21 protein-coding genes are annotated in these 25347 nt (G+C 68.2%); 8 read left to right on the plus strand and 13 right to left on the minus strand.

Translation table 11 applies throughout. The features are described from left to right. Positions 1–56: 56 nt before the first annotated feature. The 5 genes from AB4083_RS10625 to AB4083_RS10645 form a co-directional block, all read right to left on the minus strand. Complete coding sequence (locus AB4083_RS10625) at positions 57–968, minus strand: hypothetical protein (RefSeq protein ID WP_441607769.1); 912 nt, start codon at positions 966–968, stop codon at positions 57–59. A 48-nt stretch (positions 969–1016) separates the two neighbouring features. Continuing rightward, entirely contained in the window at positions 1017–2195 is a 1179-nt protein-coding gene (locus tag AB4083_RS10630; RefSeq protein WP_441607770.1) for a class I SAM-dependent rRNA methyltransferase, read from the minus strand. Positions 2196–2241: 46 nt separating this feature from the next. Continuing rightward, positions 2242–2679 (minus strand): hypothetical protein, encoded by a 438-nt coding sequence (locus tag AB4083_RS10635; protein ID WP_441607771.1) that lies wholly within the window; start codon positions 2677–2679, stop codon positions 2242–2244. A gap of 142 nt (positions 2680–2821) precedes the next feature. Next, on the minus strand, positions 2822–4000 hold the full coding sequence (locus tag AB4083_RS10640) for a glutathionylspermidine synthase family protein (RefSeq protein ID WP_441607772.1): 1179 nt from the start codon (positions 3998–4000) through the stop codon (positions 2822–2824). After that, on the minus strand, positions 4000–4554 hold the full coding sequence (locus AB4083_RS10645; RefSeq protein WP_441607773.1) for a DUF1190 domain-containing protein: 555 nt from the start codon (positions 4552–4554) through the stop codon (positions 4000–4002). Before AB4083_RS10645 ends, AB4083_RS10640 begins: the two co-directional genes overlap by 1 nt. Before the next feature lie 238 nt (positions 4555–4792). On the opposite strand from AB4083_RS10645, the gene AB4083_RS10650 reads away from it, so the two are divergent. Further along, positions 4793–7750, plus strand: a complete 2958-nt coding sequence (locus tag AB4083_RS10650) for a LysM peptidoglycan-binding domain-containing protein (protein ID WP_441607774.1) — start codon at positions 4793–4795, stop codon at positions 7748–7750. 23 nt (positions 7751–7773) lie between these two features. On the opposite strand, the gene AB4083_RS10655 is transcribed toward AB4083_RS10650, so the two are convergent. Both AB4083_RS10655 and AB4083_RS10660 read right to left on the minus strand, forming a co-directional pair. Then, positions 7774–8727 (minus strand): serine/threonine protein kinase, encoded by a 954-nt coding sequence (locus AB4083_RS10655; RefSeq protein WP_441607775.1) that lies wholly within the window; start codon positions 8725–8727, stop codon positions 7774–7776. Positions 8728–8849: 122 nt separating this feature from the next. Next, the gene (locus tag AB4083_RS10660) at positions 8850–9293 is read right to left on the minus strand and encodes a hotdog fold thioesterase (protein ID WP_441607776.1); all 444 of its coding nucleotides are present in this window, start codon (positions 9291–9293) and stop codon (positions 8850–8852) included. Between the two features lie 64 nt (positions 9294–9357). Here AB4083_RS10660 and AB4083_RS10665 point away from each other — a divergent pair, with 64 nt between their 5' ends. Continuing rightward, complete coding sequence (locus AB4083_RS10665; protein WP_441607777.1) at positions 9358–10416, plus strand: 2Fe-2S iron-sulfur cluster-binding protein; 1059 nt, start codon at positions 9358–9360, stop codon at positions 10414–10416. Between the two features lie 66 nt (positions 10417–10482). On the opposite strand, the gene AB4083_RS10670 is transcribed toward AB4083_RS10665, so the two are convergent. The 3 genes from AB4083_RS10670 to AB4083_RS10680 form a co-directional block, all read right to left on the minus strand. Further along, positions 10483–10926, minus strand: coding sequence for a rhodanese-like domain-containing protein (locus AB4083_RS10670; protein ID WP_441607778.1), 444 nt, complete (start codon positions 10924–10926; stop codon positions 10483–10485). Between the two features lie 219 nt (positions 10927–11145). Continuing rightward, a complete protein-coding gene (locus AB4083_RS10675; RefSeq protein WP_441607779.1) occupies positions 11146–11574 on the minus strand; it encodes a hypothetical protein in 429 nt (142 codons plus the stop codon). Between the two features lie 62 nt (positions 11575–11636). Next, positions 11637–12104, minus strand: a complete 468-nt coding sequence (locus AB4083_RS10680) for a YiiD C-terminal domain-containing protein (RefSeq protein ID WP_441607780.1) — start codon at positions 12102–12104, stop codon at positions 11637–11639. Positions 12105–12263: 159 nt separating this feature from the next. Here AB4083_RS10680 and AB4083_RS10685 point away from each other — a divergent pair, with 159 nt between their 5' ends. The 3 genes from AB4083_RS10685 to AB4083_RS10695 all read left to right on the plus strand — a co-directional run bounded on the left by AB4083_RS10685 (position 12264) and on the right by AB4083_RS10695 (position 15443). Further along, positions 12264–13028, plus strand: a complete 765-nt coding sequence (locus tag AB4083_RS10685) for a uroporphyrinogen-III synthase (RefSeq protein WP_441607781.1) — start codon at positions 12264–12266, stop codon at positions 13026–13028. A 64-nt stretch (positions 13029–13092) separates the two neighbouring features. After that, on the plus strand, positions 13093–14187 hold the full coding sequence (locus tag AB4083_RS10690) for a uroporphyrinogen-III C-methyltransferase (RefSeq protein ID WP_441607782.1): 1095 nt from the start codon (positions 13093–13095) through the stop codon (positions 14185–14187). Next, entirely contained in the window at positions 14184–15443 is a 1260-nt protein-coding gene (locus tag AB4083_RS10695; RefSeq protein WP_441607783.1) for a heme biosynthesis protein HemY, read from the plus strand. Before AB4083_RS10690 ends, AB4083_RS10695 begins: the two co-directional genes overlap by 4 nt. Positions 15444–15452: 9 nt before the next feature. Here the strand turns inward: AB4083_RS10695 and AB4083_RS10700 are convergent, their stop codons facing one another. Then, on the minus strand, positions 15453–15788 hold the full coding sequence (locus tag AB4083_RS10700) for a hypothetical protein (protein ID WP_441607784.1): 336 nt from the start codon (positions 15786–15788) through the stop codon (positions 15453–15455). Between the two features lie 160 nt (positions 15789–15948). On the opposite strand from AB4083_RS10700, the gene uvrD reads away from it, so the two are divergent. Next, complete coding sequence (gene uvrD, locus AB4083_RS10705) at positions 15949–18156, plus strand: DNA helicase II (RefSeq protein WP_441607785.1); 2208 nt, start codon at positions 15949–15951, stop codon at positions 18154–18156. 114 nt (positions 18157–18270) lie between these two features. Here uvrD and AB4083_RS10710 read toward each other — a convergent pair whose 3' ends face one another. Beyond that, entirely contained in the window at positions 18271–18489 is a 219-nt protein-coding gene (locus AB4083_RS10710; protein ID WP_441607786.1) for a hypothetical protein, read from the minus strand. A 42-nt stretch (positions 18490–18531) separates the two neighbouring features. Then, positions 18532–20142 carry an alpha-glucosidase gene (locus tag AB4083_RS10715; protein WP_441607787.1) on the minus strand — a complete coding sequence of 537 codons (1611 nt, stop codon included), beginning with the start codon at positions 20140–20142 and terminating at the stop codon, positions 18532–18534. Between the two features lie 449 nt (positions 20143–20591). Here AB4083_RS10715 and AB4083_RS10720 point away from each other — a divergent pair, with 449 nt between their 5' ends. Beyond that, on the plus strand, positions 20592–23462 hold the full coding sequence (locus AB4083_RS10720) for a TonB-dependent receptor (RefSeq protein ID WP_441607788.1): 2871 nt from the start codon (positions 20592–20594) through the stop codon (positions 23460–23462). 284 nt (positions 23463–23746) lie between these two features. Then, positions 23747–25261: an alpha-amylase family glycosyl hydrolase gene (locus AB4083_RS10725; protein WP_441607789.1), complete on the plus strand. Its 1515-nt coding sequence runs from the start codon at positions 23747–23749 to the stop codon at positions 25259–25261. The last annotated feature ends 86 nt before the right edge of the window (positions 25262–25347 follow it).

Consider the following 25347-nt stretch of genomic DNA (forward strand, 5'->3'; position numbering starts at 1 on the left):
GTTCCACACGGCAAGGCGCCAAGTGTACGCGCCCGCGTCTCATCCGCCGGGACCGCTCAGTGCGGGACCGGGGTGAGCTGCCAGTAATCCGCGGGAAAATGCAGCCGCAGCACGGCCAGCTCGTCCGAGGCGGCCGGCGGCGCGTAGGGCGTCGAGGTGCAGCCGCTGGCGATCTGGCGCGCGGCGGCGAGGCGCATGCGGCCGAACATGCCGCGGCCGGACTGCAGGTCGCCGACCACCTCCCTGCCGTTGGCCTCCACGTCTTCCTGACCCACCGAGATGCTGAAGCCGTCGGCCGAGATGCCGTCCGTGTAGCCGGCGGGAGCCGGCATGCCCGGCGGGCGCAGGCTGATGGTCATCTGCCTGCCGCAGCTGCCGACGCTCACCACCTGGATCGACGCCATCAGCGTGCGCAACAGTGTGTCTTCGACCGTGAGGAGGTCGCCGCCCGCCTGGCCGGCCGGCATGTCGATGCGGACCATGTAGGCGTAGATGCCGTGGTGGAACAGATAGGTGTGCGAGTCGACTTCGCCGTTCTGCGTCTTCATGCGCAGCGACATGACGCGTCCCGTCCAGCTGCTGCCGTCGCGCCGGCGCAGCGCGTAGTCGGTGGACTCGCCCCACTGCGTGACGGTGTACGCGCCTTTGTCTTCGGCGATGCCGACGTCGGCGCGGAACTTCGCCTCCATCGTAGCGACGCTGGCGCTGCCGCCGATGGGATAGATCAGCACGTCGGTGCTGAGCGAGGGCGCCACCGAATCGCTGAAGGTCAGCGCCACGCCGCCGGCGAGCTGGCCTTCGTCCCCGTGGTTCACGCTGCGCGTCAACGTGTATTCCGAGGTGTACTTCGGCACGATGATGTAGGTGTCTTCGATGGGGACGCGCTGCTTTGCGCCGGGATTGTCCTGGGCATGGACGGCGCACAACGACAGACAGGCGAGCGCGAAACTGGCGGCGATCCTGCGCATACGGTCGATTCCTCTTCGATCCTTAAGTTGTCCGCTGGCCGGCAGGCCTTACCAGACCCGGCAGAACACCGCTTTCAGATAACGCCCTTCCGGCACGTCGCTGCGCACCGGATGATCCGGGCCGGCGCCGCGCGTTTCCAGCACCTGGATCTCGCGGCCGGCGTTGAGCGCCACGCGGCGCAGCGTCTCCAGGAAATCCGCCTCGCTGACCAGGCCGGTGCACGAACAGGTCAGCAGCAGGCCGCCGGGCGGGATCACGTCCAGCGCGAGGCGGTTCATGGCGAAGTATTTCTTCAGCGCGTCGACCACGCGGTTGCGGTCGCGGGTGAGCTTGGCCGGGTCCAGCACCACGGCGTCGTACTGCTCGCCGCGCGCGACGGCTGCGCGCAGCCAGTCGAAGATGTCGGCCTGTTCGAACTGCGCCTGCACGCCGTTGGCGGCGGCATTGGCGCGCGCGACCTCGAGGATGCCCGCGTCCATGTCCACGCCGGTGGCTTCACGGGCACCGCCGGCCAGCGCATGCACCGCGAAGCCGCCGGCGTTGCAGCACAGGTCCAGCACGCGGCGGCCGCGCGCCAGTTCGGCGAAGCGGGCGCGGTTGCCGCGCTGGTCGGCGAAGAAGCCGGTCTTGTGGCCCAGGCCCGGCGCGGCGTGGAAGCGCAGGCCGTGCTCGCGCACTTCCACCGGTACGGGTGCTTCGGCGGAGCGGCAGTCGAAGGATTCCTGCTTCTGCACATGGCTTTCGGCGAACCAGTACAGGCGTGCGCCGGGGAAGTGGGCCAGCAGCGCGGCGTGGATCGCCTCGCGGAATTTCCACATGCCGGCGGCGAAGTACTCGATCACCAGGATGTCGGCGTAGCGGTCGACGATCAGGCCGGAGAGCCCGTCGCCTTCGCTGTGCACCACGCGCCAGGCGTCGGTGGTTTCATCCAGCGCCAGCCAGTTGCGGCGCAGCTCTACGGCGCGCGCGATGCGCGCGGCGATCCAGCCGGCGTCGATGGCTTCGTCCGGATCGCTGCTGAGCAGGCGCAGCGCAATGCGCGCATGGCCGTTCCAGAAAGCGCGGCCGACGAAGCGGTCCTTGGCGTCCAGCACCTCCACCACGCTGCCGGGCGGCAACCGCTCGGCGGGCTTGTGCACTTGCGCGGACCACACCCAGGGGTGGCCGGGCGTGCGGTCGGACTTCAGGCGGATGACGGGCAGGGCGGGGGAAGCGGGGCTGTTCATCCGCGCATGATACCGGCAGCGCCCCGCCTTCCTGCGAAAAAGCCGCTCAGCGCAGCCGCAGCGCCAGCCAGGACAGCAGCGCCAGCAGGTTGATGCCCAGCCGCGAAACGCCGGGCCCGGCCACCGCCAGCACGAAGCCCTGCGAGCCGATATGCCAGTCCAGGCCCAGGTGCGGCGAGGCCTGCAGGGTGGCGAAGATATTCACGAAGGCGCCGCAGTGCAGGCCGTAGCTCAGCACCGGCATGGCGATCAGCGGCAGCTGCAGCAGCTGGGCGATGCGCGAGAAGCTCACGCCGCGCTCGGTATTGCCCAGCAGCTCGAAGCCGGCCACCAGCACGAAGCCGTACAGCGCCAGCCCGATCACCGCCACGATCGAATCGTGCGTGCTGCCCAGCGGCAGCAGGTGGCGCAGCGTGACGACCAGGCCGTAGAAGCCGCCGGCGACTTCGAGGATGCCGATCAGGCGGAAAAGGAAGCTGCGCACGCGGGTGTTCCGTCGGCCAAAGAGCCGCAAGCTTAGCCGGACGGAACGGTAGTGCGTAGGTTGGGGTGAGCGGTAGCGAACCCCAACATGGGCGTCGCTAAGGTGCGGGTGTGTGTTGGGGTTCGCTGGCGCTCACCCCAACCTACGCCATCAGCACGCCGCGCGGTTCATCGAGGATCGCATGCGGCACGAAGCGCGCGCCGTCCTGCGTCACCAGCGAGCGGTCCTCGCGGATGCCCATGCCGCAGGCGCGGTCGGCGACCACCCAGCTGCCGATCAGCGGAAAGGCGCCGCCGATATCCGGCAGCGGATGCCAGGCCTGGCGGATGCACGGGCCGGCATACGGGCCGCCGGTTTCCACGCGCCGCCCGTCCGGCAGCTGCATCGTCACGTTGGCGCCCTCGCGCGAATGCAGCGGCTTGCGCACCCAGCCCGGCTGCAGCGCGGCGCCGTCGTCGAAGGCGGCCGGCAGCAGGTTGGGATGGCCGCGGTGCTTTTCCCACAGCAGCGGCAGGATGCCCTTGTTGCTGAGCAAGGCTTTCCACGGCGGCTCGATCAACTGCAGGCGCGAGCCGGGCAGGTGGCGGCCGAACTCCTCGCGGAACAGGTCCTCCAGCGGATACAGCTTGAACAGCGTGCCGATCACCCGGTCGTCCAGGTCGGTGAAGCGCCCGTCCGCGCTGATGCCGATATCTTCGATGGCGATCTCGGCGCTGTCGACGCCGGCCTGCAGCGCGCAGTCGCGCAGATAGGCGACGGTGCCCTGGTCCTCCGCTGATCCGCGCAGCGCGGCGAACAGGAACGGCCGCGCGATATCGCGGGCGATCGCGCCGAAGGCTTCGACCAGGGCTTCCTGCAGGGAATTGAACTGGTCGGCGCCCGCGGGCAGGCCGTTGTGGGCGAGCTGGTCTTCCAGCCATTCCCACTGGAAGAACGCGGCCTCGAACAGCGAGGTCGGCGTGTCGTAGTTCAGCTCGTAAAGCTTGGCCGGGCCTTGCCCGTTGTAGGCGAAGTCCAGGCGGCCATAGAGATGCGGCTGGCGTTCGCGCCAGCTGCGCGCGATCCACTCCCAGTACGGCTCAGGGATAGCCAGCCGGCGCAGCTGCTGTTCGCTGGCGACGATGCCGTCGACCAGGTCCAGCGCCATCGCGTGCAGTTCCTCGGTGGGCGCTTCGATATCGTCTTCGATCTGGCGCAGCGAGAAGGCGTAGTAGGCCGACTCGTCCCAGTACGGCTCGCCGTCGATGGTGTGGAAGACGAAGCCGCAGTCCTCGGCGCGAGCGCGCCAGTCCGGCCGCTCGCGGATGGCGATGCGGCGCATCAGCTGCCGGCCCGGCCGCGGAAGGAGGAGCCGAAGCCGCTGCGGCTCACCGTCACGGCGCGGTCGGGCGTGGCGCTGACCGGTACCATCGCGCGCGTGCCGCTGCTGTAGCCGCCGGTGCCGCCGCCCGCATTGCTGCTGCGCCGGTCGTTCGGATCCGGCTGCTGCCACTGGCCGGCGGCGTTGCGGAAGGCCGGCCCGCCGGTAAAGCCCGGCGTGACGCTACCGTTGCGCAGCATCTGCGAGACGAAGAAGCCGGCCACCATCGGCCCGAAGAAGGAATGGCCGCCGCTGTCGCGGCGTTCCTCGCAGCGGTCCCAGTCATAGGTGGCCGCGCATTCCTGGCGGTTGGCGAAGCGCGGGCCGCTCTCGGCGGCGTCGGTCTTGGCCTTGGCGGAGGCCTGTTCGCAGGTCACCCGGTCCTGGGTCTGCGCCACGCAGGCGTCTACCGAGGTGTACAGGCCCTCGCGGGTGGCCTCGTCGTCGCCGCAGGCGGTCAGGCAGAGCGGCACGCTGCTCATCAGCAGCAGGGCGGCGGTCCTTGAGCGTTTCATCGCAGCCTTCCTTGCGTTCTCGCAGGTGTCGAAGCGGCAAGCATGCACGCGCCGCGGGCGCGGCGGAAGTTCCGTCCGGCAAGTTCTTTCGGGGCGGCGCCACCGGGCGGTCACAATGCGACCCCCTTCATGACAAGCGGAAGTCGAGCCCTGACCTAGGGTTAGCCCCAGTAGGCGGCTCCCGCTGCCGGGCTTTCCAATAGCGCCTCCCCTGTTTCTTTCGCAAAGGCTTACGACCATGGCGATCCCGCGCGATCTCGGCATCCCGGCCTACACCCCGCCTCCTCCGCCGCCCCCGCCGCCGGAGAAGTACCGGGTGGAGCACGGCGACACGCTCGACGGCATCGCCAACAAGTTCGGCACCACGGTGGAAGCCTTGCACCAGGCCAATCCCGCGGTCTCCGGCGCGCGCATCATGCCCGGCGACATGCTGGCGATTCCCCCGGCGAACACCCCGGCCGTGGCCGGCGCGCCGGCGCTGGTGCCCACCCCGCAGCAGCAGGTGAACCGGGCGCTCAACAACTACGACCAGGCCGTCGCCGAGAACCGCAGCGCCGACCTGCCCGGCCTGCAGGGCAAGCTCGACCAGGCGGTCAACGACGAAGTGCAGGCGCGCGTGAAAGAGCCGGTGAACGACGGCCTCACCCCGCAGCAGCGCAAGCAATTGGGGGAACAGCCGCCCAGCATCGCCGAGCGCGAGAAATCCGCACGCACGGACATCCTGGCCCGCTACCAGGGCGATGCCGCGATCCAGCATGCGGTGGACCAGCAGGAGGCCGACAGCATCGTCGCCAGCAACGACCGCGCCGGCTACAGCTCGCCGAAGGACAAGCTGCTGGCGCTGGATACCTCGCTGAAAAACGCCAGTTCCGAGCAGGTGCGCAAGCTGGCAGAAGCGACACCGGGCTTCGCCAAGACCGTGCAGGACGCCGCCAACTGGGCCGCGCAGCCGTACAAGGAAGAGCAGCTCACCAACAGCAACCAGATCGAGCCGAAGGCCAAGCAGGCTGACGAATCCGCTGGCCGCTACGCCGAGCTGATGGCGGGCCTCAGCTCGCCGGCGGCGCGCGCTGCCATCGCGTCGCAGGGGCGCACGCAGATGGAGCAGCTCACCCACTTCGCTTTCATGTACGACAACGAGCAGCGCCACTCGGGCAACATCCTCACCAGCCTGTCCACCGTGGTGGGCACGCTGCGCCAGAGCGATCCGGGCGCGGCGCAGTCGCTGGCCGACGACCTGGCGGGCCAGCTGCCCGATCCGCGCATCGTCGCCGGCGGCATGAATACGCAGTCGATGCTTACCTCGATGGCGGCGCAGTCCGACGATCCCACGCTGGCGCTGAGCTTCGTCGACAAGGTCAGCCACGGCGGTTACGAACGCATCACCGGCCCCTGGGTCGAGCAGACCAAGGCCGAGCTGTTCAAGACGGTGGCGAACACGCATTACCGCGTGGACGGCGCCATCGACGGATACGTCAAGCTCACCGGCGAGCTCAACAGCCTGATCGCCAAGGAAGGCAAGTCGATGACCGCCGACCAGCTCAAGACGGCGATCGACAACTACAAAAAGATGAAGGGTCCGGACTGGGAAAAGCAGGTCGCCGACGCGCAGCAGCAGATCGCCGACGACGGCAAGCTGCTGCTCTCGCAGCAGGCCGCGCTGGCGCAGTGGGCGGCCAATCATCCCGGCGACCAGAAGGCAGTGAACGACACCCTGGGCAAGCTCCTCGGCAGCGACAACAACGCCGCGGCGATGCGCCTGGCGGTGCAGAACGACCCGACCATTCTCAAGGGCGAGCAGGGCCAGGCCCTGCTCAACCAGTGGGCGCAGTACGGCAAGGTCGCCGACCAGGCCGGGCGCAAGCTGACCCAGGAGCTGGGCACCAACTACGTCAAGGGCCGCCTCGACGACCTGCGCGAGCAGCTCGCCAAGAGCAACGACGTCGCCACCCGCAGCAAGGTGATCCAGCAGCTCGACGATCTGGGCAACAACAAGTCGCTGGCCGCGGTGCTGGGCTTCGACGGCGACAAGGTCGGCAGCCTGAAACAGGCCACCGACGTGCTGAAGAGCAACCTGTCCGACTTCGACGCGCTAGCCAAGGACGCCAAGACGCCGGACGCGCTGACTGAGTCGCTGAAGTCCGGCCTGAAGGACACCGACGGCAAGCTCGGCAAGATCAGGGGCTTCGACAACGGCACGGCGGTGAGCACGCTGTTCCGCGCCTTCAGCGTCGGCGCCGCGGGCCTGAGCCTGGCCAATGCCTTCGACAAGGTCGGCACTGGCAAGACCGGCACGGAGGAGTTGCGCAACGACATGTCGGCGCTGATCGGCGCCGCCGGCTTCAGCCAGAAGACCGCCGGCCTGGTGACCAGCGTGGGCTGGGCGCCGAAGGAAAGCCTGTGGGGCACGGTGGGGCAGCGTTCGGTGGATCACTGGGTGAACATCCTGTCCGGCGGCATCGATATCTGGAAATCGGTCGATGCCTTCGGCAAGGGTGACGGCACCGAGGGCGCGCTGTACGCCACCACCGGCGTGGGTTCGATCATGTGGGCTGCCGGCAACGCTGCCGCGGGCGGCGAGGGCATGCTCGGCGCGGCGCTGGCCGGCGGCGCGGAACTGGGCAGCTGGGCTGGCCCGATCGGCATCGGCCTGGTCGCGCTGGGCACGGTGGGCCTGATCGCCTACCAGAGCAAGAAGGACAACGATGCCGCCGTGCCGGGCCGCGAAGCCTTCCTGCAGGGCCTGGGCTACAACCAGAGCGCATCGCAGGCGCTGGGTGCATGGCACAGCAAGGACGACCAGCCGGCCGCCAATATGCTGATGCGCTACGGCGAACTGCACGGCATGAATGCGCAGCAGACCATGGCGTGGTTCAACGGCCTCGGCGCCGACCAGCAGAAGACGTTTGCCGGCGCGATGGTGTCGTCGCTGGATACGGTCGGCGGCGATCCGTCCAAGTTCCAGCGCACCGACCGCAACGATGGCAACTGGGACGACCTGGCCAACCACAACGGCCTGGTCGCCGGCAATGTCGATCACGGTCTGTTCGGCAGCGGCCCCGGCGTGCTGATGCGCGGCACGGTGATCGCGGGCAATCCGTTCCCGATCAACAGCGAGGAACAGCCGGCCTCGGCGCACCAGCTCGACGTGGTGTTGAAGAACGTGCTGGGAGTCGATCCGCCGCCGTATCGCTGAGGCTTTGCGATCGCTGGGCGCCGCTAGCCGGCGCCCAGACCATCAGCCAGTTCGTGCAGGTCGTCGACATGCTGTTCCCACCAACGCGTTTCGCCCGCGAACGGGAACGCAGCGGGAAAGGCCGGATCGTGCCAGCGCGCGGCGATCCAGCCGGCGTGGTGCAGCTGGCGCATGGCGCGCAGGGCGGGCACCAGGGCGAGTTCGAGGCGATCGAATTCGCGGAACTGTTCGTAGCCGGTGAGCAGCGCTTCCATGCTGGCCTCGTCGTTGGCGAGCATCCACAGGTCCTGCACCGCCGGGCCCATGCGGGCGTCATCGAAGTCGACGAAGTGCGGGCCGTCGTCGGTCCACAGCACATTGCCGGGATGGCAGTCGCCGTGCAGGCGCAGCTGGCGCACCGGGCCGATCGCCTCCATGCGCATCGCCACCGCTTCATCCACGTGCTGGGCGGCGACGCGGTAGCGCGATTGCACGTTGGAGGGCAGCAGCGGCGAGGCGAGCACGGCCTGCATCGGCTGCTCGATCAGGGTGGCGCGATCGATGCGGCCGCGATAAGCGAACGGTGCGCGCGCGCCGATCAGATGGATGCGCGCGATCAGCCGCCCCAGCCATTCGAGCTGGTCGGCGGATTCCAGCGATGGCGCGCGGCCGCCGCGGCGCGGGGTGAGCGCGTAGCGGAAGCCGGCGTGATGCAGCAGGGTGCGGCCGCCGAAGGCCAGCGCCGCGACCACGGGCAATTCGGCTTCGGCCAGCTCCTGCGCGAACGCGTGCTCTTCGAGGATCGCCGCATCGCTCCAGCGCTGCGGGCGATAGAACTTCGCGATGACCGGCTGCGCATCGTCGATGCCGACCTGCCACACGCGGTTCTCGTAGCTGTTGAGCGCGAGCAGGCGGCCATCGGGATAGAGGCCGCAGGCGGCGACGGCGTCGAGGACGTGGTCGGGGGAGAGGGTGGCGTAGGGGGCGTCTTGGGACATCGGGCGATTATCGCCGCCAATCGCACCACGTAGGTTGGGGTGAGCCGCAGGCGAAGCCCAACATGGCCGCTGCCAAGCTCACCACATCGTTGGGGTTCGCCTGCGGCTCATCCCAATCTGCGTCATTTCAGGCCCACCACCCGCGACGGAATCACCGCCATGGTGATGCGCGAGATGCACACCAGCTCGCCGGCTTCGGTCTCGATGCGGATCTCCCACACCTGCGTGCTGCGCCCGATATGCAGCTTGCGCGCGGTGCCCACCACGATGCCGCTGCGCACGCCGCGAATATGGTTGGCATTGATGTCCAGGCCCACCGCGGCCTCCTGCGCCGGATCCAGGGTCAGCATTGCCGCCGTGCTGCCCAGCGTCTCGGCCAACACCACCGAGGCGCCGCCGTGCAGCAGGCCGTAGGGCTGGTGGGTGCGGTGGTCGACCGGCATGGTGGCCTGCAGCCAGTCGTCGCCGACCGCGGTGAGGCGGATCCCCAGGGTCTCCATCATGGTGTTGGAGCTCCAGCCGTTGAGGCGGTCGAGGTTGGTGTCCTGCTTCCAGATGGCTGTCATGGTTGATACTCCCGGGTGAAGCCCGCATTGTCGGTCGACCGCTGTCGCCGCGACAATCGATTCCGTGTTCACCGTCACCCTCAAGCAGTCTGGCCGCCATTTCCCGGCCGAGCCCGGCGAAACCGTGCTGGAAGCCGCGCAGCGCGCCGGTATCGCGCTGCCGTATTCGTGCCGGGCGGGCGTCTGCGGCAGTTGCAAGGCGGTCCTGCTGGAGGGGCGTTGCGAGTATCCGCGCAATCCCCCGCTGGCCCTGAGCGGCACCTCGCCGGCCCAGCACGCGGTGCTGCTGTGCCAGGCGGTGCCCTGCGGCGACCTGCTGATCGCCGCGCGCGAAGTGACCTCGGTGGAAGACATCGCGCGCCGCCGGCTGGACGTGGTGGTGGCGGACAAGCACACGCTGGCCCCGGACGTGGTCGGCCTGCGCCTGCAGCCCGCGCCCGGCGAGACACGACTGAACTGGCTGCCGGGGCAGTACCTGGACGTGCTGCTGGACGACGGGCGGCGCCGTCCGTTTTCCATCGCCGGCGGGCCGCGCGCGGACGGTTCGATCGAAATGCACGTGCGCCACGTGGCCGGCGGCGGCTTCACCTCGTGGGTGGCCGAGGGCCTGCGCGTCGGCGACACGCTGCGCATCGAGGCGCCGCTGGGCACCTTCGTTCCGCGCGAGGATTCGGAGCGGCCGATGGTGTTCATGGCCGGCGGCACCGGCTTCGCGCCGGTGAAGGCGATCGTGGAGCACTTCGTCGCGCTGGGCACGCGCCGGCCGATGGAAATCTATTGGGGCGCGCGCAACGCGGCCGATCTGTACCTGATCGAGCTGGCGCGCGGCTGGGAACGCACGGCGCATGCGCTGCGCTTCCATCCGGTGCTGTCGGATCCGGAACAGGCCGCGGCCAGCGGCCTGCGCATGGCCCTGGTGCACGAGGCGGTGCTGGAGGATTTGCCGGACCTGTCCGGCCACGACGTCTATATGAGCGGGCCGCCGGCGATGATCGATGCGGGCCGCAAGCGCTTCCTCGAGGCGGGACTGCCGGAAGAGCGCCTGTACTACGACTCCTTCGAGTACGCGCCGGACGTGCTGGCGCAGATCCTGGCCGGCCGCGCCGGCCTGGCCCACGCCTGAGCGGGCTCCCAAACGAAAAAGCGCGCCCTCAGGCGCGCTATCGGACCGGCGGTTGCCGCGAGGGCCTTACTTGTTGCCCTTGGCCACCGGCAACTGCGCCTGCTGCCACGCCAGCACGCCGCCGCCCAGGGTGTAGACCTTGCCGAAGCCGGCCTTGATCAGGCGCTGCGCGGCCTTGTCCGTGCTGCGGCCGTCCTTGTCCATCAGCACTACCGGCAGTTCCTTGGCCTTGGCCAGGTCCTTCTGCTCGGGGTCGAACTGGCTCATGGCGACGTGGCGGGCGCCCGGCACGTGGGCCTTCTCGAAGTCGGCATAGGCGGACAGGTCGATCAGCAGCGGGCTTTCGCGGTTGATCAGCAGGGTGAGTCCGGCCGGCGTCAGCTCCTTGTACTTGCGCAGCAGGCGCATGAATTCCAGCACGATGATCGCCACCAGCAGGATCGCGAACAGCGCGGCGAGCGCGAGATGGTTGCCGATGAACTGGGGCAGTTTGTGCAGGAAATCGTTCATTCGAATGGGTTCCGCGGGTGCAGGTCAGCAGAGTGAACTGGCAATTATACGGGGTAAGCCCCTCTCCCGTCGGCGACCCGAAGGTAGTCCCGTGAGAGAGAGGGGCTGGGGTGAGGGTTCGGGCAGAGTGGGGCGTATCACTTCGCCCGTACCCTCATCCGGCTGCCGCCACCTTCTCCCAGAGGGAGAAGGGTTCCAGTTCGGGAACTGAGTCGAGGGTTACTGCGCCGCCGTGATATCCGGCAGCCCCGACATCAGCCACCAATGGTTGGTCGCCGGGTCGTAATGCCAGGTCTGGCGGTCGATCACGGTGCGCTCGGCCTGGGTGTTGTTGTTGACCATGCTGATCGCGACCACCTGGCGCACTTCGTTCTCCGCGCCGGGCGAGGGGCCGTTGCCGTCGTCGTAGCCGGTCACGCGGAACTGCTCGTAGCGCGACATCTGCAGCGGGCTCGGCGGGTGCTCGGCGCGCACCTTGGGGTCGACGAACTGCAGCGCATTGCCGAAATCGCCCCAGCGGACCACGCCGGCATAGGCGTTGAGCGTATTGGTCAGCGCCATGTTGCGCTTGTCGGAGGCGCAGCTCGAAAGCAGCAGGGTGAACAGCAGGGTAAACAGCAGGACAGCAAGGACGAGCAGGCGGCGCATGGCGCTTTCCCCCAAGGAAGACCCGCCCATTCTGCCGCAAGCGGCACAGCGGATGGGTTGCTTCAGTCCCTGCGTTTTGCGACGAAGCGCGCGCTCAGCGTGGCGGCTGGCTTGTCCGGCTGCTCGCCGGGCACGCGGCAGGCCACCTCGATGCGTGCGCGGCCGCGCGTGCGCAGGGTGTGGAAGAAGGCCTCCCAGTCCGCATGCGCGCCCAGCCGGGCCTCGCTGAGGAAGTCCTCCCACACCGGTGCCAGGTAGTGCACGCTCGATTCGGCGACGAACACATCGCAGTCGAAGCCGCGCCGGCGCAGCTCCAGCTCGACCAGGCCCCAGCCGCTGAGCGTCATCAGGCTGACCAGGCTGCCGCCGAAGGCGCACCCCTTGTCGTTGATGTTCGGCGGCAGCGGGGCGGCGATGGCCAGATGGTCCGTATCGTGGCTGTGCAGGCGCAGGTCCATGCTGTGCGCGAGGGGGATCGAGTCGCGGATGAAGGCGATCAGGTCCTGGGCGGACGAAGCAGTGATGCTCATACGAAGGATGCGATGTGGGGATGCGGGGGATGGGGAGCCGCCGAGTTTAGCGTGGCGGATGGGGCGGGGGGGATGGGCCGCAAGTCGCGGTCGCAAGAAGGCGCGTTCTTCATCGGCGCTCCCTCGCTACACTCCGGGCGTTCCCCTTCCTGGTCAGCCATGAGTCGAGCCCGCACCCAGCTTTCCTCTCCGCTTGCTGGCCGCGTGGTGGTGATCACCCGGCCCGCGGGCACCGCCACGGCGCTGGTGCGCCGGGTGCGCGCACTTGGCGGCGAGCCGCTGGTGCTGCCGGGCCTGTCGCTGCGCGGCGCCGAGGACCCGCCTGCGGTGGCGGCGGCGTTGCGCGCTGCGCTGCGTGACGAGGTGCTGGTCTTCACTAGTCCCGCCGCCGTGCGTTTCGCCGCGAAGCTGGCCCCGCTGCGTACGCGCGCCACGGTGCTGGCAGTGGGGCAGGGCACGGCGCGCGCGCTGCGCCGGCATGGCATCGCGGCGCTCGCGCCGCAGCGCCAGGACAGCGAAGGGCTGCTGCAGCAGCCGGCGCTGCGCGAGCTGGGCGGGCGCCGCGTGGCGCTGATCGGCGCACCGGGCGGGCGTGGCCTGCTGCGCGAACAATTCGCCGCGCGCGGCGCCGAGCTGCGCGAGCTGCACGTGTATCGCCGCGTGGCACCGCGGCTGTTGCGCCGGCATGTCGATGCGGTAACGGCACTGCCGCGCTCGGCACGCGTATTGCTCTCCAGCGCCGAGGCGCTGGAGCATCTGCACGCCTTGCTGCCGCCGCCCGCCTGGGCCCGGCTGTGCGCGGCCACCGCGGTGGCGAGCAGCGAACGGCTGGCCGCGGCGGCGCGGGCCGCGGGGTTCACGCGCGTGCGCATCGCTGCATCGGCGCTGGCGGCGGATCTGCTGGCCGAGGCCGCGCGGCGCTAGAAACGCACGCTTTTCACGCCCGTTTGATGCGAACCGGCGCACCTGGGCTGCTAGCATGGCGCGCATGAGCCAGGACAACGCCATGTCATCGAGCGGCGCGCCCGCGCCCGCCCCTTCCGCCGCGCCGCGCCGCGGCGGCACCGTCGCCCTTGCCACGCTGCTCGCGCTGGTCGCCCTCGGCGGCACCGGCTACGTGGGCTGGCGCCAGTACGTGCAGGAAACCGGCGTACGCGGCGCCACCCAGACCGCCGCCGGGCTGGAGACGCGTGTCGCCAACATGGAGCGCGCGCTCGAAGCGGTGGAGAACGAGCGCGGCCTGCTGCGCCAGCGCCTGGGCGACGCCGACCAGGTCAACCGTTCGCTGCGCGAGGAACTGCTCGGTCAGTCCGAGCGCACGCGCAATCTGGAAGACGCCGTCGCCAAGCTGTCGGACAAGACCTTGTCCGGCCACGACGGCATGCTGCTGGACGAAACCGAAACGCTGCTGCGCATGGGCAAGGAACGCTACGCGCTGTTCCACGACGCGCAGGGCGCCGCCGCGGCCTACGCGCTGGCCGACCAGACCCTCGCCGCGGTGAACGATGGCGCGTTCTCCGGCCTGCGCCAGAGCATCGGCGCCGAACGCGAAGCGCTCGCCAAGAGCCAGCCGGCCGGCCAGGCCGCGGCGCTCGATGCGCTCACCGAATTGCGCGCCGCCTCGGCGACGTGGCCATTGAAGCCGCTCGATCGTGCCGAAGGCGCGGTTGCCGACGACACCGCCTGGGCGCGCGTGCGCCGTTCGCTGGGCGACGTGATCCGCGTGCAGCGCACGAACAACGCGCCGTTGTCGGTCGCCGATGCACGCTTTGCACGCGAACTGGTCGGCCTGGACCTGGCCCAGGCGCAGGCCGCGCTGCTGGCCTATGACGCCGAGGGTTACGCGGCTGCGCTCAAGCGCGCCGACGCCAATCTCGCCGCGCAGTTCGACGCGAATGCGCCGGCGGTGCAACAGGCGCGCGCCAGGTTCAACGAACTGGAACGCCAACTCCCGGCCATCGCGCCGGTGCAGCTGGGTGCGGCGCTGGCCGAGCTGCGCAACCTGCGCGCGGTGCATGCGCTGCGTCCCGCCACTGCTGAAGCGAAGCCGGAAGCGAAGCCCGAAGCCGGGGCCAAGCCATGAACCTGTGGCGCTGGATCCTGCTGCTGGTGGCCGTCGCCGCGGTTGCCGCATTCGGCTGGCATTGGGTGGCCGCGGACCCGGGCTATGTGCTGGTGCAGCTGCGCGGCTGGCAGGCGGAGATGTCGGTGGTCGCTGCCGTGGTCGCGCTGCTGGTCATCTGGGGCCTGCTCGCGCTGGCCGTCCGGCTGCTGCGCTGGCCGTTCGGCGCGCTGTCGCGCCGCCATCGGCGGATCAGCCGGCAGCGCCTGGGCGATGGCCTGGTCGCGCTGATGGAAGGCCGCCACGGCGACGCCGAGCGCGATCTCAACCGCGCCTCGCGCCTGGACAGCCTGCGCGGCCCCGCGCTGCTCGCCTCCGCCGAAGCGGCTTCGCGCCGCGGCGAACACGGCCGCGCGCTGGAAGCGCTGGCCGAAGCCAGCCAGTCATCGCCGCGTGCAGCGCGCGTGCTGCGCGCCCGCGTGCTGCGGCGTGACGGCAAGGCCGCGGAAGCGCTGGCGCTGCTGGCGCCGGAAGCCGACGCCGGCACGCTCAGCCCTGGCGGCTGGCGCGAAATCGCGATTGCCGCGCTGGATAGCGGCGATTTCCGCCGCGCCCGCGAGGCGCTGGAGCCGCTGCAGAAAAGCGGCGCACTCGGCAGCAAGAACTACGCGGTGCTGGAAGGCCAGGTGCTGGCCGCCTCGCTGCGCGCCGCGCCGGACGGCGCCGCGCTCAATCAATTGTGGTCGCAGCTGCCGAAAGCCCAGCGCCGCGCGCCGGCCGCGATCGACGCCTATGCGCGCGCCGCGGCCGGCTACGGCATGGCGCTGGCGGCGATGGACGAAGTGGAATCGGCGCTGCGCCGCGACTGGTCGCCGCTGCTGATCGAAACCTACGGCGTGCTCGGCGACGACAGCCTCGACGCGCGCCTGCGCCGCGCCGAGGGCTGGCTCGACACGCATCCGAACGATCCGTACCTGCTGCTCACCCTGGGCCGCATGTGCGTGCGCCTGAAGCTGTGGAGCAAGGCGCACCCGTATCTGGAACGCTCGCTCGCGCTCAAGCCCACCGCCGAAGTGTGGGAAGCGCTGGGCGACGCCTACGCCGGCGAAGGCGACGACGCGCTGGCCAAGCAGTGCTACCGCAATGCGCTGGCCCTGCATCGCGGCGCCGCGGTGACGCCGCTGCCGCAGGACAAGCTGCGCGGCCCGCGGCTGGACACGCGTCCGGTCGCGGTCGAGGAACGCAGCGAACACGGCGTGCCGCGCCTGCCCCAGTAAGGCGCGGCTTCAGCCTTTCGACACCGCCCAGGTGAGGAAGGCCGCGTTGATCGTGGTCAGGGTCAGCGCCAGCAGGAACAGCACATCGGAAACCCGCTCCAGCCGGTGATTGCGGCTGAGGCTGCGCGTGCGCAGCGCCCAGTACGAGAGCAGGCAGGCCAGCAGGTAGAGGATGGTGTTGAGCGCCAGCAGGTCGTTGCCGATCAGGTCGATGCGGCGCATCGATACGGCGACGCGCAGGATGCCGATGACGGTGATGCACACGCCGACCATCGCGGCCGAGGCGGTGAAGATGTGGACGCAGATATCGTGGTCCAGCGGTTTCGTCTTGGGCGACCAGTTCATGACGGCAGCTTGCGAGTGGGGGCCAGCTGGAGACCGGCATTTCGCGTCCGCGGTTCGCGGACAGGTTCTTGCGTTCAGCGGGGAAACAAGTTCGAGCGCTCGTTGGGGTTCGCCGTTGGCTCACCCCAACCTACGACCGCGGGCCGGCTACAATTGCCGGATGGATGTCTCGCATTTGATCGACAAGCTCAATGACGCGCAGCGCGAAGCCGTCTGCGCGCAACCCGGGCACTATCTCGTGCTCGCCGGCGCCGGTTCCGGCAAGACCCGCGTGCTGACCCACCGCATCGGCTGGTTGACCCAGGTGCTGCAGGTGCCGCCGTGGGCGATCCTGGCGGTGACCTTCACCAACAAGGCCGCCGGCGAAATGCGCGGGCGCCTGGATGCCTTGATCGGCGCCGGCACGCAAGGCCTCACCGTCGGCACCTTCCACGGCATCGCGCATCGGCTGCTGCGCCGGCACTGGCGCGAGGCGGGACTGCCGGAAGGTTTCCAGATCCTCGACGCCGACGACCAGCAGCGCATCGTCAAGCGTGTGGTCGCGGGGCTGGGCCTGGACGAGGCGAAGTTCCCGCCGCGCCAGGCCACCTGGCAGATCAACAGCTGGAAGGACGAAGGCAAGCGTCCGGACAGCATCGAGCATCGCGATCATCCGGTGACGCGCGCCTTCGTGCAGATCTACCAGGCCTATGAAGAAGCCTGCCAGCGCGCCGGCCTGGTCGACTTCGCCGAGCTGCTGCTGCGCGCGCACGAGCTGTGGCTGAAGAACCCCGCGGTGCTGGAGCATTACCAGCAGCGCTGGCGTTATCTGCTGATCGACGAATTCCAGGACACCAACACGCTGCAGTACGCATGGATCCGCGTGCTCGCCGGCAGCGCGGGACAAGTGTTCGTGGTGGGCGACGACGACCAGGCCATCTACGGCTGGCGCGGCGCCAAGGTGGAGAACGTGCAGCAGTTCCTGCGCGATTTTCCCGGCGCCAGGACCATCAAGCTGGAACAGAACTACCGCTCCACTTCCACTATCCTCAAGGCCGCCAACGCGGTGATCGCGCGCAACGGCAGCCGCCTCGGCAAGCAGCTGTGGACGGACGGCGAGGACGGCGAGCGCATCGCGGTGTATGCCTCGTACAACGAGCAGGACGAGGCGCGCTATGTGATCGAGCGCATCCGCGAATACATCGCCGAACATGGCAACGCGCGCGACTGCGCCATCCTGTACCGCTCCAACGCGCAGTCGCGCAACTTCGAAGAGCAGCTGATCCAGCGCGACATCCCGTACCGCGTGTACGGCGGCCTGCGCTTCTTCGAGCGCGCGGAAATCAAGGACGCACTGGCCTACCTGCGCCTGTCCGCCAACCGTCACGACGACCCGGCCTTCGAGCGTGCGGTGAACACCCCGCCGCGCGGCATCGGCGACCGCACGCTGGACGCGCTGCGCAAGCGCGCGCGCGGCGAAGGCACGTCGATGTGGGAAGCGGCGTTGAACGAGTTGACCACCGGCCGCGAACTGGCCGGCCGTGCCAAGAACGCGGTGAAAGCCTTCCTGCAGATGATCGACGAGATGGCGCGCACCTTCGCGGGCAAGGCCGACGGCGACACGGAAGCGACCGCGCTGGCGCTGTCCGAGCAGATGGAACACGCCATCGCGCACACCGGCCTGCGCGACTTCTACGAGAAGGACAGCCGCGGCAATGCCGAGTCGCGGGTGGAGAACCTGGACGAGCTGGTCAACGTGGCCAGCCGCTTCGAGCCGACCGCGGAAGATATCGAAGCGGGCCTGAGCGAGTTGTCGGCTTTCCTCTCGCATGCGGCGCTGGAAGCCGGCGAAGGGCAGGGCGAATCGTGGGACGACTGCGTGCAGCTGATGACGCTGCATTCGGCCAAGGGCCTGGAGTTTCCGGTGGTGTTCCTGGTCGGCATGGAAGAAGGCCTGTTCCCCAGCCAGCGTTCGGTCGAGGACGAGGGCCGGCTGGAAGAGGAGCGCCGGCTTGCCTATGTCGGCATCACGCGTGCGCGCGAGCGGCTGGTGATCACCTATGCCGAGTCGCGCCGCATGCACGGCGTGGAGATGCTGGCGCGGCCGTCGCGCTTCCTGGCCGAGGTGCCGCCGGACCTGATCGACGAAGTGCGCCCGCGCGTGCAGGTGACGCGACCGTTGTATGCGGGACGTTTCGCCGAGCCGGCGGCGTCGCTGCAGGAGGATCTGCCGGTGAAGCTCGGCCAGCGCGTGAGCCATCCGAGCTTCGGCGAAGGCGTGGTGGTGAGCGCGGAAGGCAGCGGCGCGCATACGCGCCTGCAGATCAATTTCGAGGATGCGGGCAGCAAGTGGCTGGTGGCGGCGTACGCCAACCTCACGCCCTTGTAGCGGCGCCGGCGTAGGTTGGGGTGAGCGCAGCGAACCCCAACATTGGCAACGCCGGAACGCAGCGAACGTTGGGGTTCGCTGCGCTCACCCCAACCTACGTCCGACGTTTTCGCTTCAACCCTTGCGCACGAAGCCGCCGATCGCCAGCAGCGCACCGACCACGATCCCTGCAATCCCCATCCACGTCGGCACCGCCTTGTCATGCGTGGCGGTGATCTTCGCCGAGCCCAGCTGCACCAGCGTATCGGTCTGCTGGTAGGTGGCTTGTCCGGCCAGCACCCAGATACCGGCGGCGACCAGGACCAGGCCAAGAACGATCAGGACTGCGCGCATGTTGAAGCTCCTTTCGACACGATGCGCCGATCATAACCCCGCTCAGGAAATGCGGGCGAACAGCAGGCCGTGCGGCGGCAGGCGCAGCAGGCCGTGTTCGAGCGTGCCCTCGGCCAGGCCATGGCCATCGATGCGCTCGCCGGATACGGGCAGCGCCACTTCGACCAGCGACGGACCGAGATTGAACGCCGCCAGCACCGTCTGGCCCGCATGCGTGCGCGTGAAAGCCAGCACCGGCTCGGGCGTATCGAGGAAACGGATCTCGCCCCAGCGCAACTCGGCCTGTGCATGCCGCCATTGCATGAAGCCACGGAAACCGTGCAGCGCCGAGGCCGGATCGAGCTCCTGCCGCGACACCGCCAGGGCGCGATGGCCGGCCGGCACCGGCAGCCACGGCGCGCCGCTGCTGAAGCCGGCGTGGGCCGACTCGTCCCAGGGCATCGGCGTGCGGCAGCCGTCGCGGCCCTTGAAGGTGGGCCAGAAGGTGATGCCGTAAGGGTCCTGCATCGCTTCGTACGGCACGTCCGCTTCGGTCAGCGCCAGTTCTTCGCCCTGGTACACGCACACCGAGCCGCGCAGCGAACACACCATCGCGGTGAGCATGTTGGCCAGGCGCACCGACGCATCGCCGTTGCCCCAGCGACTGAGCACGCGCTCCACGTCATGGTTGGAGATGGCCCAGCACGGCCAGCCTTCGGTCATCTGCGCTTCGAGCTGCTCCACCGTGCCGCGGATATGCGCCGCGCTGAAATCGTTGGTGAGCAGTTCGAAGCTGTAACCCATGTGCAGGCGATGGCCGCTGGTGTATTCGGCCATGGTCGCCAGCGAGTCCTCCGACGAGATCTCGCCCAGCGCCGCAGCACCGGGATAGCGGTCGAGCAGCCCGCGCAGCTCTTCGAGAAACGCCAGGTTCTCCGGCTGCGTGTTGTTGTAATAGTGGTACTGGAACGCGTACGGGTTATCCGGACTGAAACCGCGGCCCACGCGCATCGCCTGCGGCTTGGGCGGGTTGTCGCGCAGCTGGCGGTCGTGGAAGCAGAAGTTGATCGCGTCCAGGCGCAGTCCGTCCACGCCCTTGTCCAGCCAGAACTGCACGTTGTCCAGCACCGCGCGCTGCACGTCGGGATGGTGGAAGTTGAGATCCGGCTGCGAAGTCAGGAAGTTGTGCAGGTAGTACTGCCCGCGCCGCGGCTCCCACTGCCAGGCCACGCCGCCGAACAGCGACATCCAGTTATTGGGCGGCGTGCCGTCGTCCCTCGCGTCGGCCCACACGTACCAGTCGGCCTTGGGGTTGTCGCGGCCGCTGCGGCTTTCCTTGAACCATGCGTGCTGGTCGGAGGTGTGGCTGAGCACCTGGTCGATCATCACCTTCAGGCCCAGCGCATGCGCCTTGGCCAGCAGGCGGTCGAAGTCTTCGATGCTGCCGAACAGCGGGTCCACCGCGCGGTAGTCGGCGATGTCGTAGCCGAAGTCGGCCATCGGCGAACGGAAGAACGGCGCGATCCAGATCGCATCCACCCCTAAGCCCGCGACGTAGTCCAGGCGCTCGACGATGCCGGGCAGGTCGCCCACGCCATCGCCATCGGTATCCAGGAAGCTGCGTGGGTAGATCTGGTAGATGACGGCTCCGCGCCACCAGGGTGTTTCACTCATGTCCCGTCGTCCCGAAGCTCTTTTCGCGCACACGGCGGCAAGCCGTTGCGCAGGTTGCGGGGCAGCTTAAAGGCAGCTCGTGGCGGCGACGGGTTTCATGCATACGTATTCAGGAAATGAGGATTTTGCAGCGCAGCAGCGCGCGTGCATGGCTTTGGCGCCGCGCGTCGGCTCATCGCTTGGATCGTGGCAAGTACGGAGTCGCGAGCGATCGATCGGCGCTGTCGAAGGTGCTTGCACAGATCGCACATGGCGTCTGCGCCGCAAGCTTTTTGTCACGACTGCACAAAAAAACCGACCTATGAATACGTATGCATAACTGCATCCCCCTCGGAAAGCCGGGCCTACCATGGCCGCCACGTGAAAGCGCGATTCACACGACAAGCCGGCCGCAACACCCGTGCGAGCCTGCACCGCAGTAACGATTCAAACCCTGGGGAGGGGACAAGGTGATCCTGAAACGCAACGTATTGGCCATGGCGCTGGCATCGGCCGGCTTGTGCTTCACCTTCGGCATCCAGGCGGCTCCGGCCGGCACGGATAACGGCACGCCCGCCGCGGCGCCGCCCGCCGCCGCGCCCGCCCAGGACGCAGCGTCCACCGACCAGGACGGCCGCAAGAAAAGCAGCGAAGAGCAGCTCGCCAAGAGCCTCGCCGGCATCACCGTGACCGGCTACAGCAACAGCGTGCAGAAGTCGATCGACTACCAGCGCTACGCCGACACCATCCAGAACGTGATCACCTCCGCCGATATCGGCGGCCTGCCCGACCAGTCGATCGCCGACGCGCTGACCCGCCTGCCGGGCGTGTCCGCCGAGCGCATCGCCGGCCAGGCCTCGCAGGTGAACATCCGCGGCCTGTCGGGCAACTTCATCCAGACCACGCTCAACGGCCGCGAGCAGCCGTCGACCAGCGGCAGCAACTACATCCAGTTCGACCAGTACCCGTCCGAGCTGATCAACATGGCCACGGTGTACAAGTCCACCCAGGCCTCGCTGATCACCGGCGGCGTGGGCGGCACCATCGGCATGCAGACGGCCAATCCGCTGGAAGCACCGAAGGAGCAGAACTTCAACGTCGATGCGCGCGGCAGCTACAACGACCGCGCCAACGACGTGGCCGGCGCCAGCTCGAAGGGCTATCGCCTGAGTGCGGCCTACCAGGGCAAGTTTCTCGACAACACCCTGGGTGTAGGCCTGGGCGTGGCGCAGATGTATCAGCCGCATGTGTCCGAGCAGTTCGTGGGCGAGGCCTCCGACGGCAACAAGTACACGCTGTCCGACGGCCGCCAGGCTTACCTGACCCAGGGCCTGCAGCTGCAGCAGAACGGCGGCAGCGAGCGCCGCACCGGCGAGATCGCCACCATCGTGTGGAAGCCCACCGATGAACTGACCCTCAGCGGCGACGCGTTCTACTCGAAGTTCAAGAACGCCTCGTTCGGCTACGGCTTCCGCACGCAGAACATCTACCAGAGCGGCGCCACCGTCACCAACGGCGTGCTCGGTCCGCACGGCACGCTGACCGGCGGCACGGTGACCGGCACCGGCGGCAACCAGCAGTTCTCCAACGAGACCACCGCCGACAACTACACCACGCGCACCAGCGTGTTCACCAGCGGCTTGAATCTGAAGTGGAACCACGGCAACTGGCACGTGAATTCGGATGTGTCGCTGTCGCGCGCCTCCAGCCATGAGATCAACGTGGACACCACGGCCGATCCGTACGTCGGCCTGGGCACCGCCAATCCGACGCTGGCGGCGCAGTCGGTCACCTATCAGCTGCGTGGCCGCCAGCTCGGCGACGTGGCCTACGGCAATCCGGGCCAGTACACCGACCTGGGCACGCTGGGCCTGTCGCGCTATGGCGTGTATCCCTACATCTACCACGACAAGATGAAGGCGTTCCGCAGCGACGTGAAGTACGACCTGCCCAACAGTTCGTTCCTGTCGGCGATCGAATTCGGTTTCTACGCGAACAACCACAACTACAACGCCGACCGCGAGGTCTACGTGTACGGTTCGGAGTGGGGCACCGACAAGAGCAAGGGCGGGCCGCTGAGCATTCCGGCCGGCGCGGCCAAGCTGACCTGCTGGAAGGGTGACTTCTCGCGCTATCCCTGCTTCATGCAGCTCAACGGCCCGGCGATCCTCGCCGCGCACGGCATCACCGCCAACCCGGTAAAGAACATCACCGACCAGAGCTGGTCGATGATCCAGAGCGGCCAGGTGAACGAGCAGACGCGCGACCTGTACTTCATGGCCGACATCGCCACCCAGTTGTTCGATCACGACCTGACCGGCAACATCGGCGTGCGTTACTCGCACCAGAAGCAGGACAGCTACGGCCTGCAGCAGGTCGGCAACGGCGCCGGCGTGCCGATTACCGATGGCAACGGCAATACCAGCCTCGACTACGCGCCGCTCACTGTCGGCAAGAAGTACTCCGACTGGCTGCCCTCGCTGAATCTGATCTACCACGTTACCGACAACGACCAGGCGCGCTTCTCCGCCGGCAAGGTGCTGGCCCGCCCGCCGATCAACCAGATGATGGCCGGTTCCGGTTCATGGGTGGACAACGGTCACTACAACGTATGGGGTGGCACCAGTCCGCTCCTCGATCCGCTGCGCGCCACCCAGTACGACGCCACCTTCGAACACTACTTCGACGACTCCACCGGCGTAATCAGCGGCGGCGTGTTCTTCAAGAAGATCAAGTCGTTCATCCAGGCGGTCACCTACAACAACTACGACTTCGCTTCGGCCGGCATCACCGTGCCGATCGACCCGACGACGCAGAAGCCGTATCTCAACGGCCAGTACCAGACGGCTTACAACGCCAAGGGCGGCCTGGTGCGCGGCGTGGAAGCGTCCTTCTCCAAGACCGGCTTCCTGCCGGGCATGTGGAAGGGCCTTGGCGTGCAGGCCAACGTGGCCTATACCGACAGCTCGGTCAGCAATCCGACCACGCTGGGCGGCCCGACCTCCTACATCGGCCTGCCGGGCCTGTCCAAGCGCGTGGCCAGCCTGGCGGTGTTCTACGACAACGGTCCGTTCTCGGCGCGCCTGTCCGGCAACTATCGCTCGAAGTTCGCCTCGGACACGCAGATGTCGGTGACTAACCAGATGGTGACCTTCGCCTCGGAGACGGTGTACGACCTCCAGGCCTCGTACGACGTCAACAAGCAGTGGCGCATCGTCTACCAGATGCTCAACCTCAGCGACCAGCCGACCAAGACTTACTTCGGCTCGGATCCATCGCAGACCGGGACCATCCAGTACTTCGGGCGCACCAGCTATCTGGGTGTGGAGTTCAAGCTGTAAGCGACGATCGGGAGAGTCGCGTGTTCATTTGCGCGCACTCTCCCGAGTGATTTTCTTCTCCCATTGGGAGAAGGTGCCGGCAGGCGGATGAGGGTGCGGCGAAGCCTCAACGTTGCGCGCTGGCCGAACCCTCACCCGCCTGCCGGCACCCTCTCCCGATGGGAGAGGGATTCCTTAGCCAGGCATCGAGGCTCGGCCTGGCGTACTGATTGGAGCAAGCCATGTCGTTTCGCGCACTAAGTCGTCTGACCGTTGCTTTTGTTCTCGCGCTTGGCGCCAGTGTCGTGCACGCCGCCGACTCCACCCCGCTCGCCACCGCTCCCACCACACCGAAAAGCCAGGGCTCCGGCGTGTGGTACGAGATCTTCGTGCGCGCCTGGTACGACACCAACGGCGACGGCATCGGCGACCTCAACGGCGTGACTGCCAAGCTCGACTACCTGCAGTCGCTCGGCGTCAGCGGGATCTGGCTGATGCCGATCAATCCCTCGCCCAGCTATCACGGCTACGACGTCACCGACTACCAGGGTATCAACCCGCAGTACGGCAACATGGCCGATTTCGAGCGCCTGCTGAGCGAAGCGCACAAGCGCGGCATCGAGGTGATCATCGACCTGGTGATCAACCACAGCAGCGACCAGCATCCGTGGTTCAAGTCCGCACTCGATCCGAAAAGCCCGTACCGCCATTGGTATACCTGGGCTGGCAAGGACACCGACCTGAAGGCGATCAGCGCGGTGGATGGCCCGGCCTGGCATGCCAATGGCAAGCAGCATTACCTGGGTGACTTCACTGGTGCGATGCCGGACCTCAACTACGACGAACCGGCAGTGCGCCGCGAGATGATCTCGATCGGCAAGTTCTGGCTCGACAAGGGTGTGGCCGGTTTCCGCCTCGATGCCGCGCGGCATATCTACGACGACTTGAAGAGCGACAACGGCCAGCCGGCGGTGATCCGCAAGAACGCCCAGTGGTGGAGCGAATTCCGCCAGGGGCTGCGGCAGGCGCAGCCGGATGTGTATCTGGTCGGCGAGGTGTCGGCGAAGCAGCCGGGCGAACTGGCGCCTTATCTGCCGGCGCTCGGCTCGGTGTTCGACTTCCCGCTGGCGGAACAGTTGATTGCCAGCGCGAAGCAGGAACAGGCCGGCAAGCTGCCGGCGTTGCTGACGGAGACCTATGCCGCGTTCAACGCCGCCGCGGGCAACGGCTACACCGACGCACCGTTCCTCACCAATCACGACCAGGAACGCGTGCTCAGCCAGCTCGGCGGCAACCTGCGCCATATGCGCACCGCCGCGGCGCTGCTGCTGACCCTGCCGGGCCGGCCGTACATCTACTACGGCGAGGAGCTGGGCATGCTCGGCCGCAAGCCGGACGAGAACCTGCGCGAACCGATGCGCTGGCAGCGCACGGCGGCGGCGCCGGGCGACAGCCGCTGGAAGTCGTACAGCGAGAAGCAGGGCGGCGAGGTGTCGGTGCAGGCCGAGCAGGACAAGGCGGACTCGTTGCTCAATCTGTATCGCACGCTGATCCACTGGCGTGTGGAAGTGCCGGCTCTGCGCGATGGAAGTCTGCGCGTGGTCGCCACCGGCAAGCCCGCGCTGGTGGCCTATGAGCGCGCTACGGCCGACAGCCGTGCGCTGGTGGTGCACAACCTTTCGGGCCAGCCGGGCAGCTTCAAGCTCGATGCGGATAGCGCCAAGGTGTTCTCCGCCATTCGCTTGCATACCGTGCCGGGCGCGACGCTGGCCAACGGCGAACTCAGCTTGCCTGCGTATGCCACGGTGGTGCTGCAGTGAGCATGCGCCACCGCGCGTTGACTCTTGCCTTGCTTGGAGCGTTCGCGATGACGGTGGCGGCTCAACCCGCGGACGATGCGCGGCAA

The sequence above is a fragment of the Dyella sp. 2RAB6 genome, from assembly GCF_052115385.1.
Lineage (GTDB): Bacteria > Pseudomonadota > Gammaproteobacteria > Xanthomonadales > Rhodanobacteraceae > Dyella_D.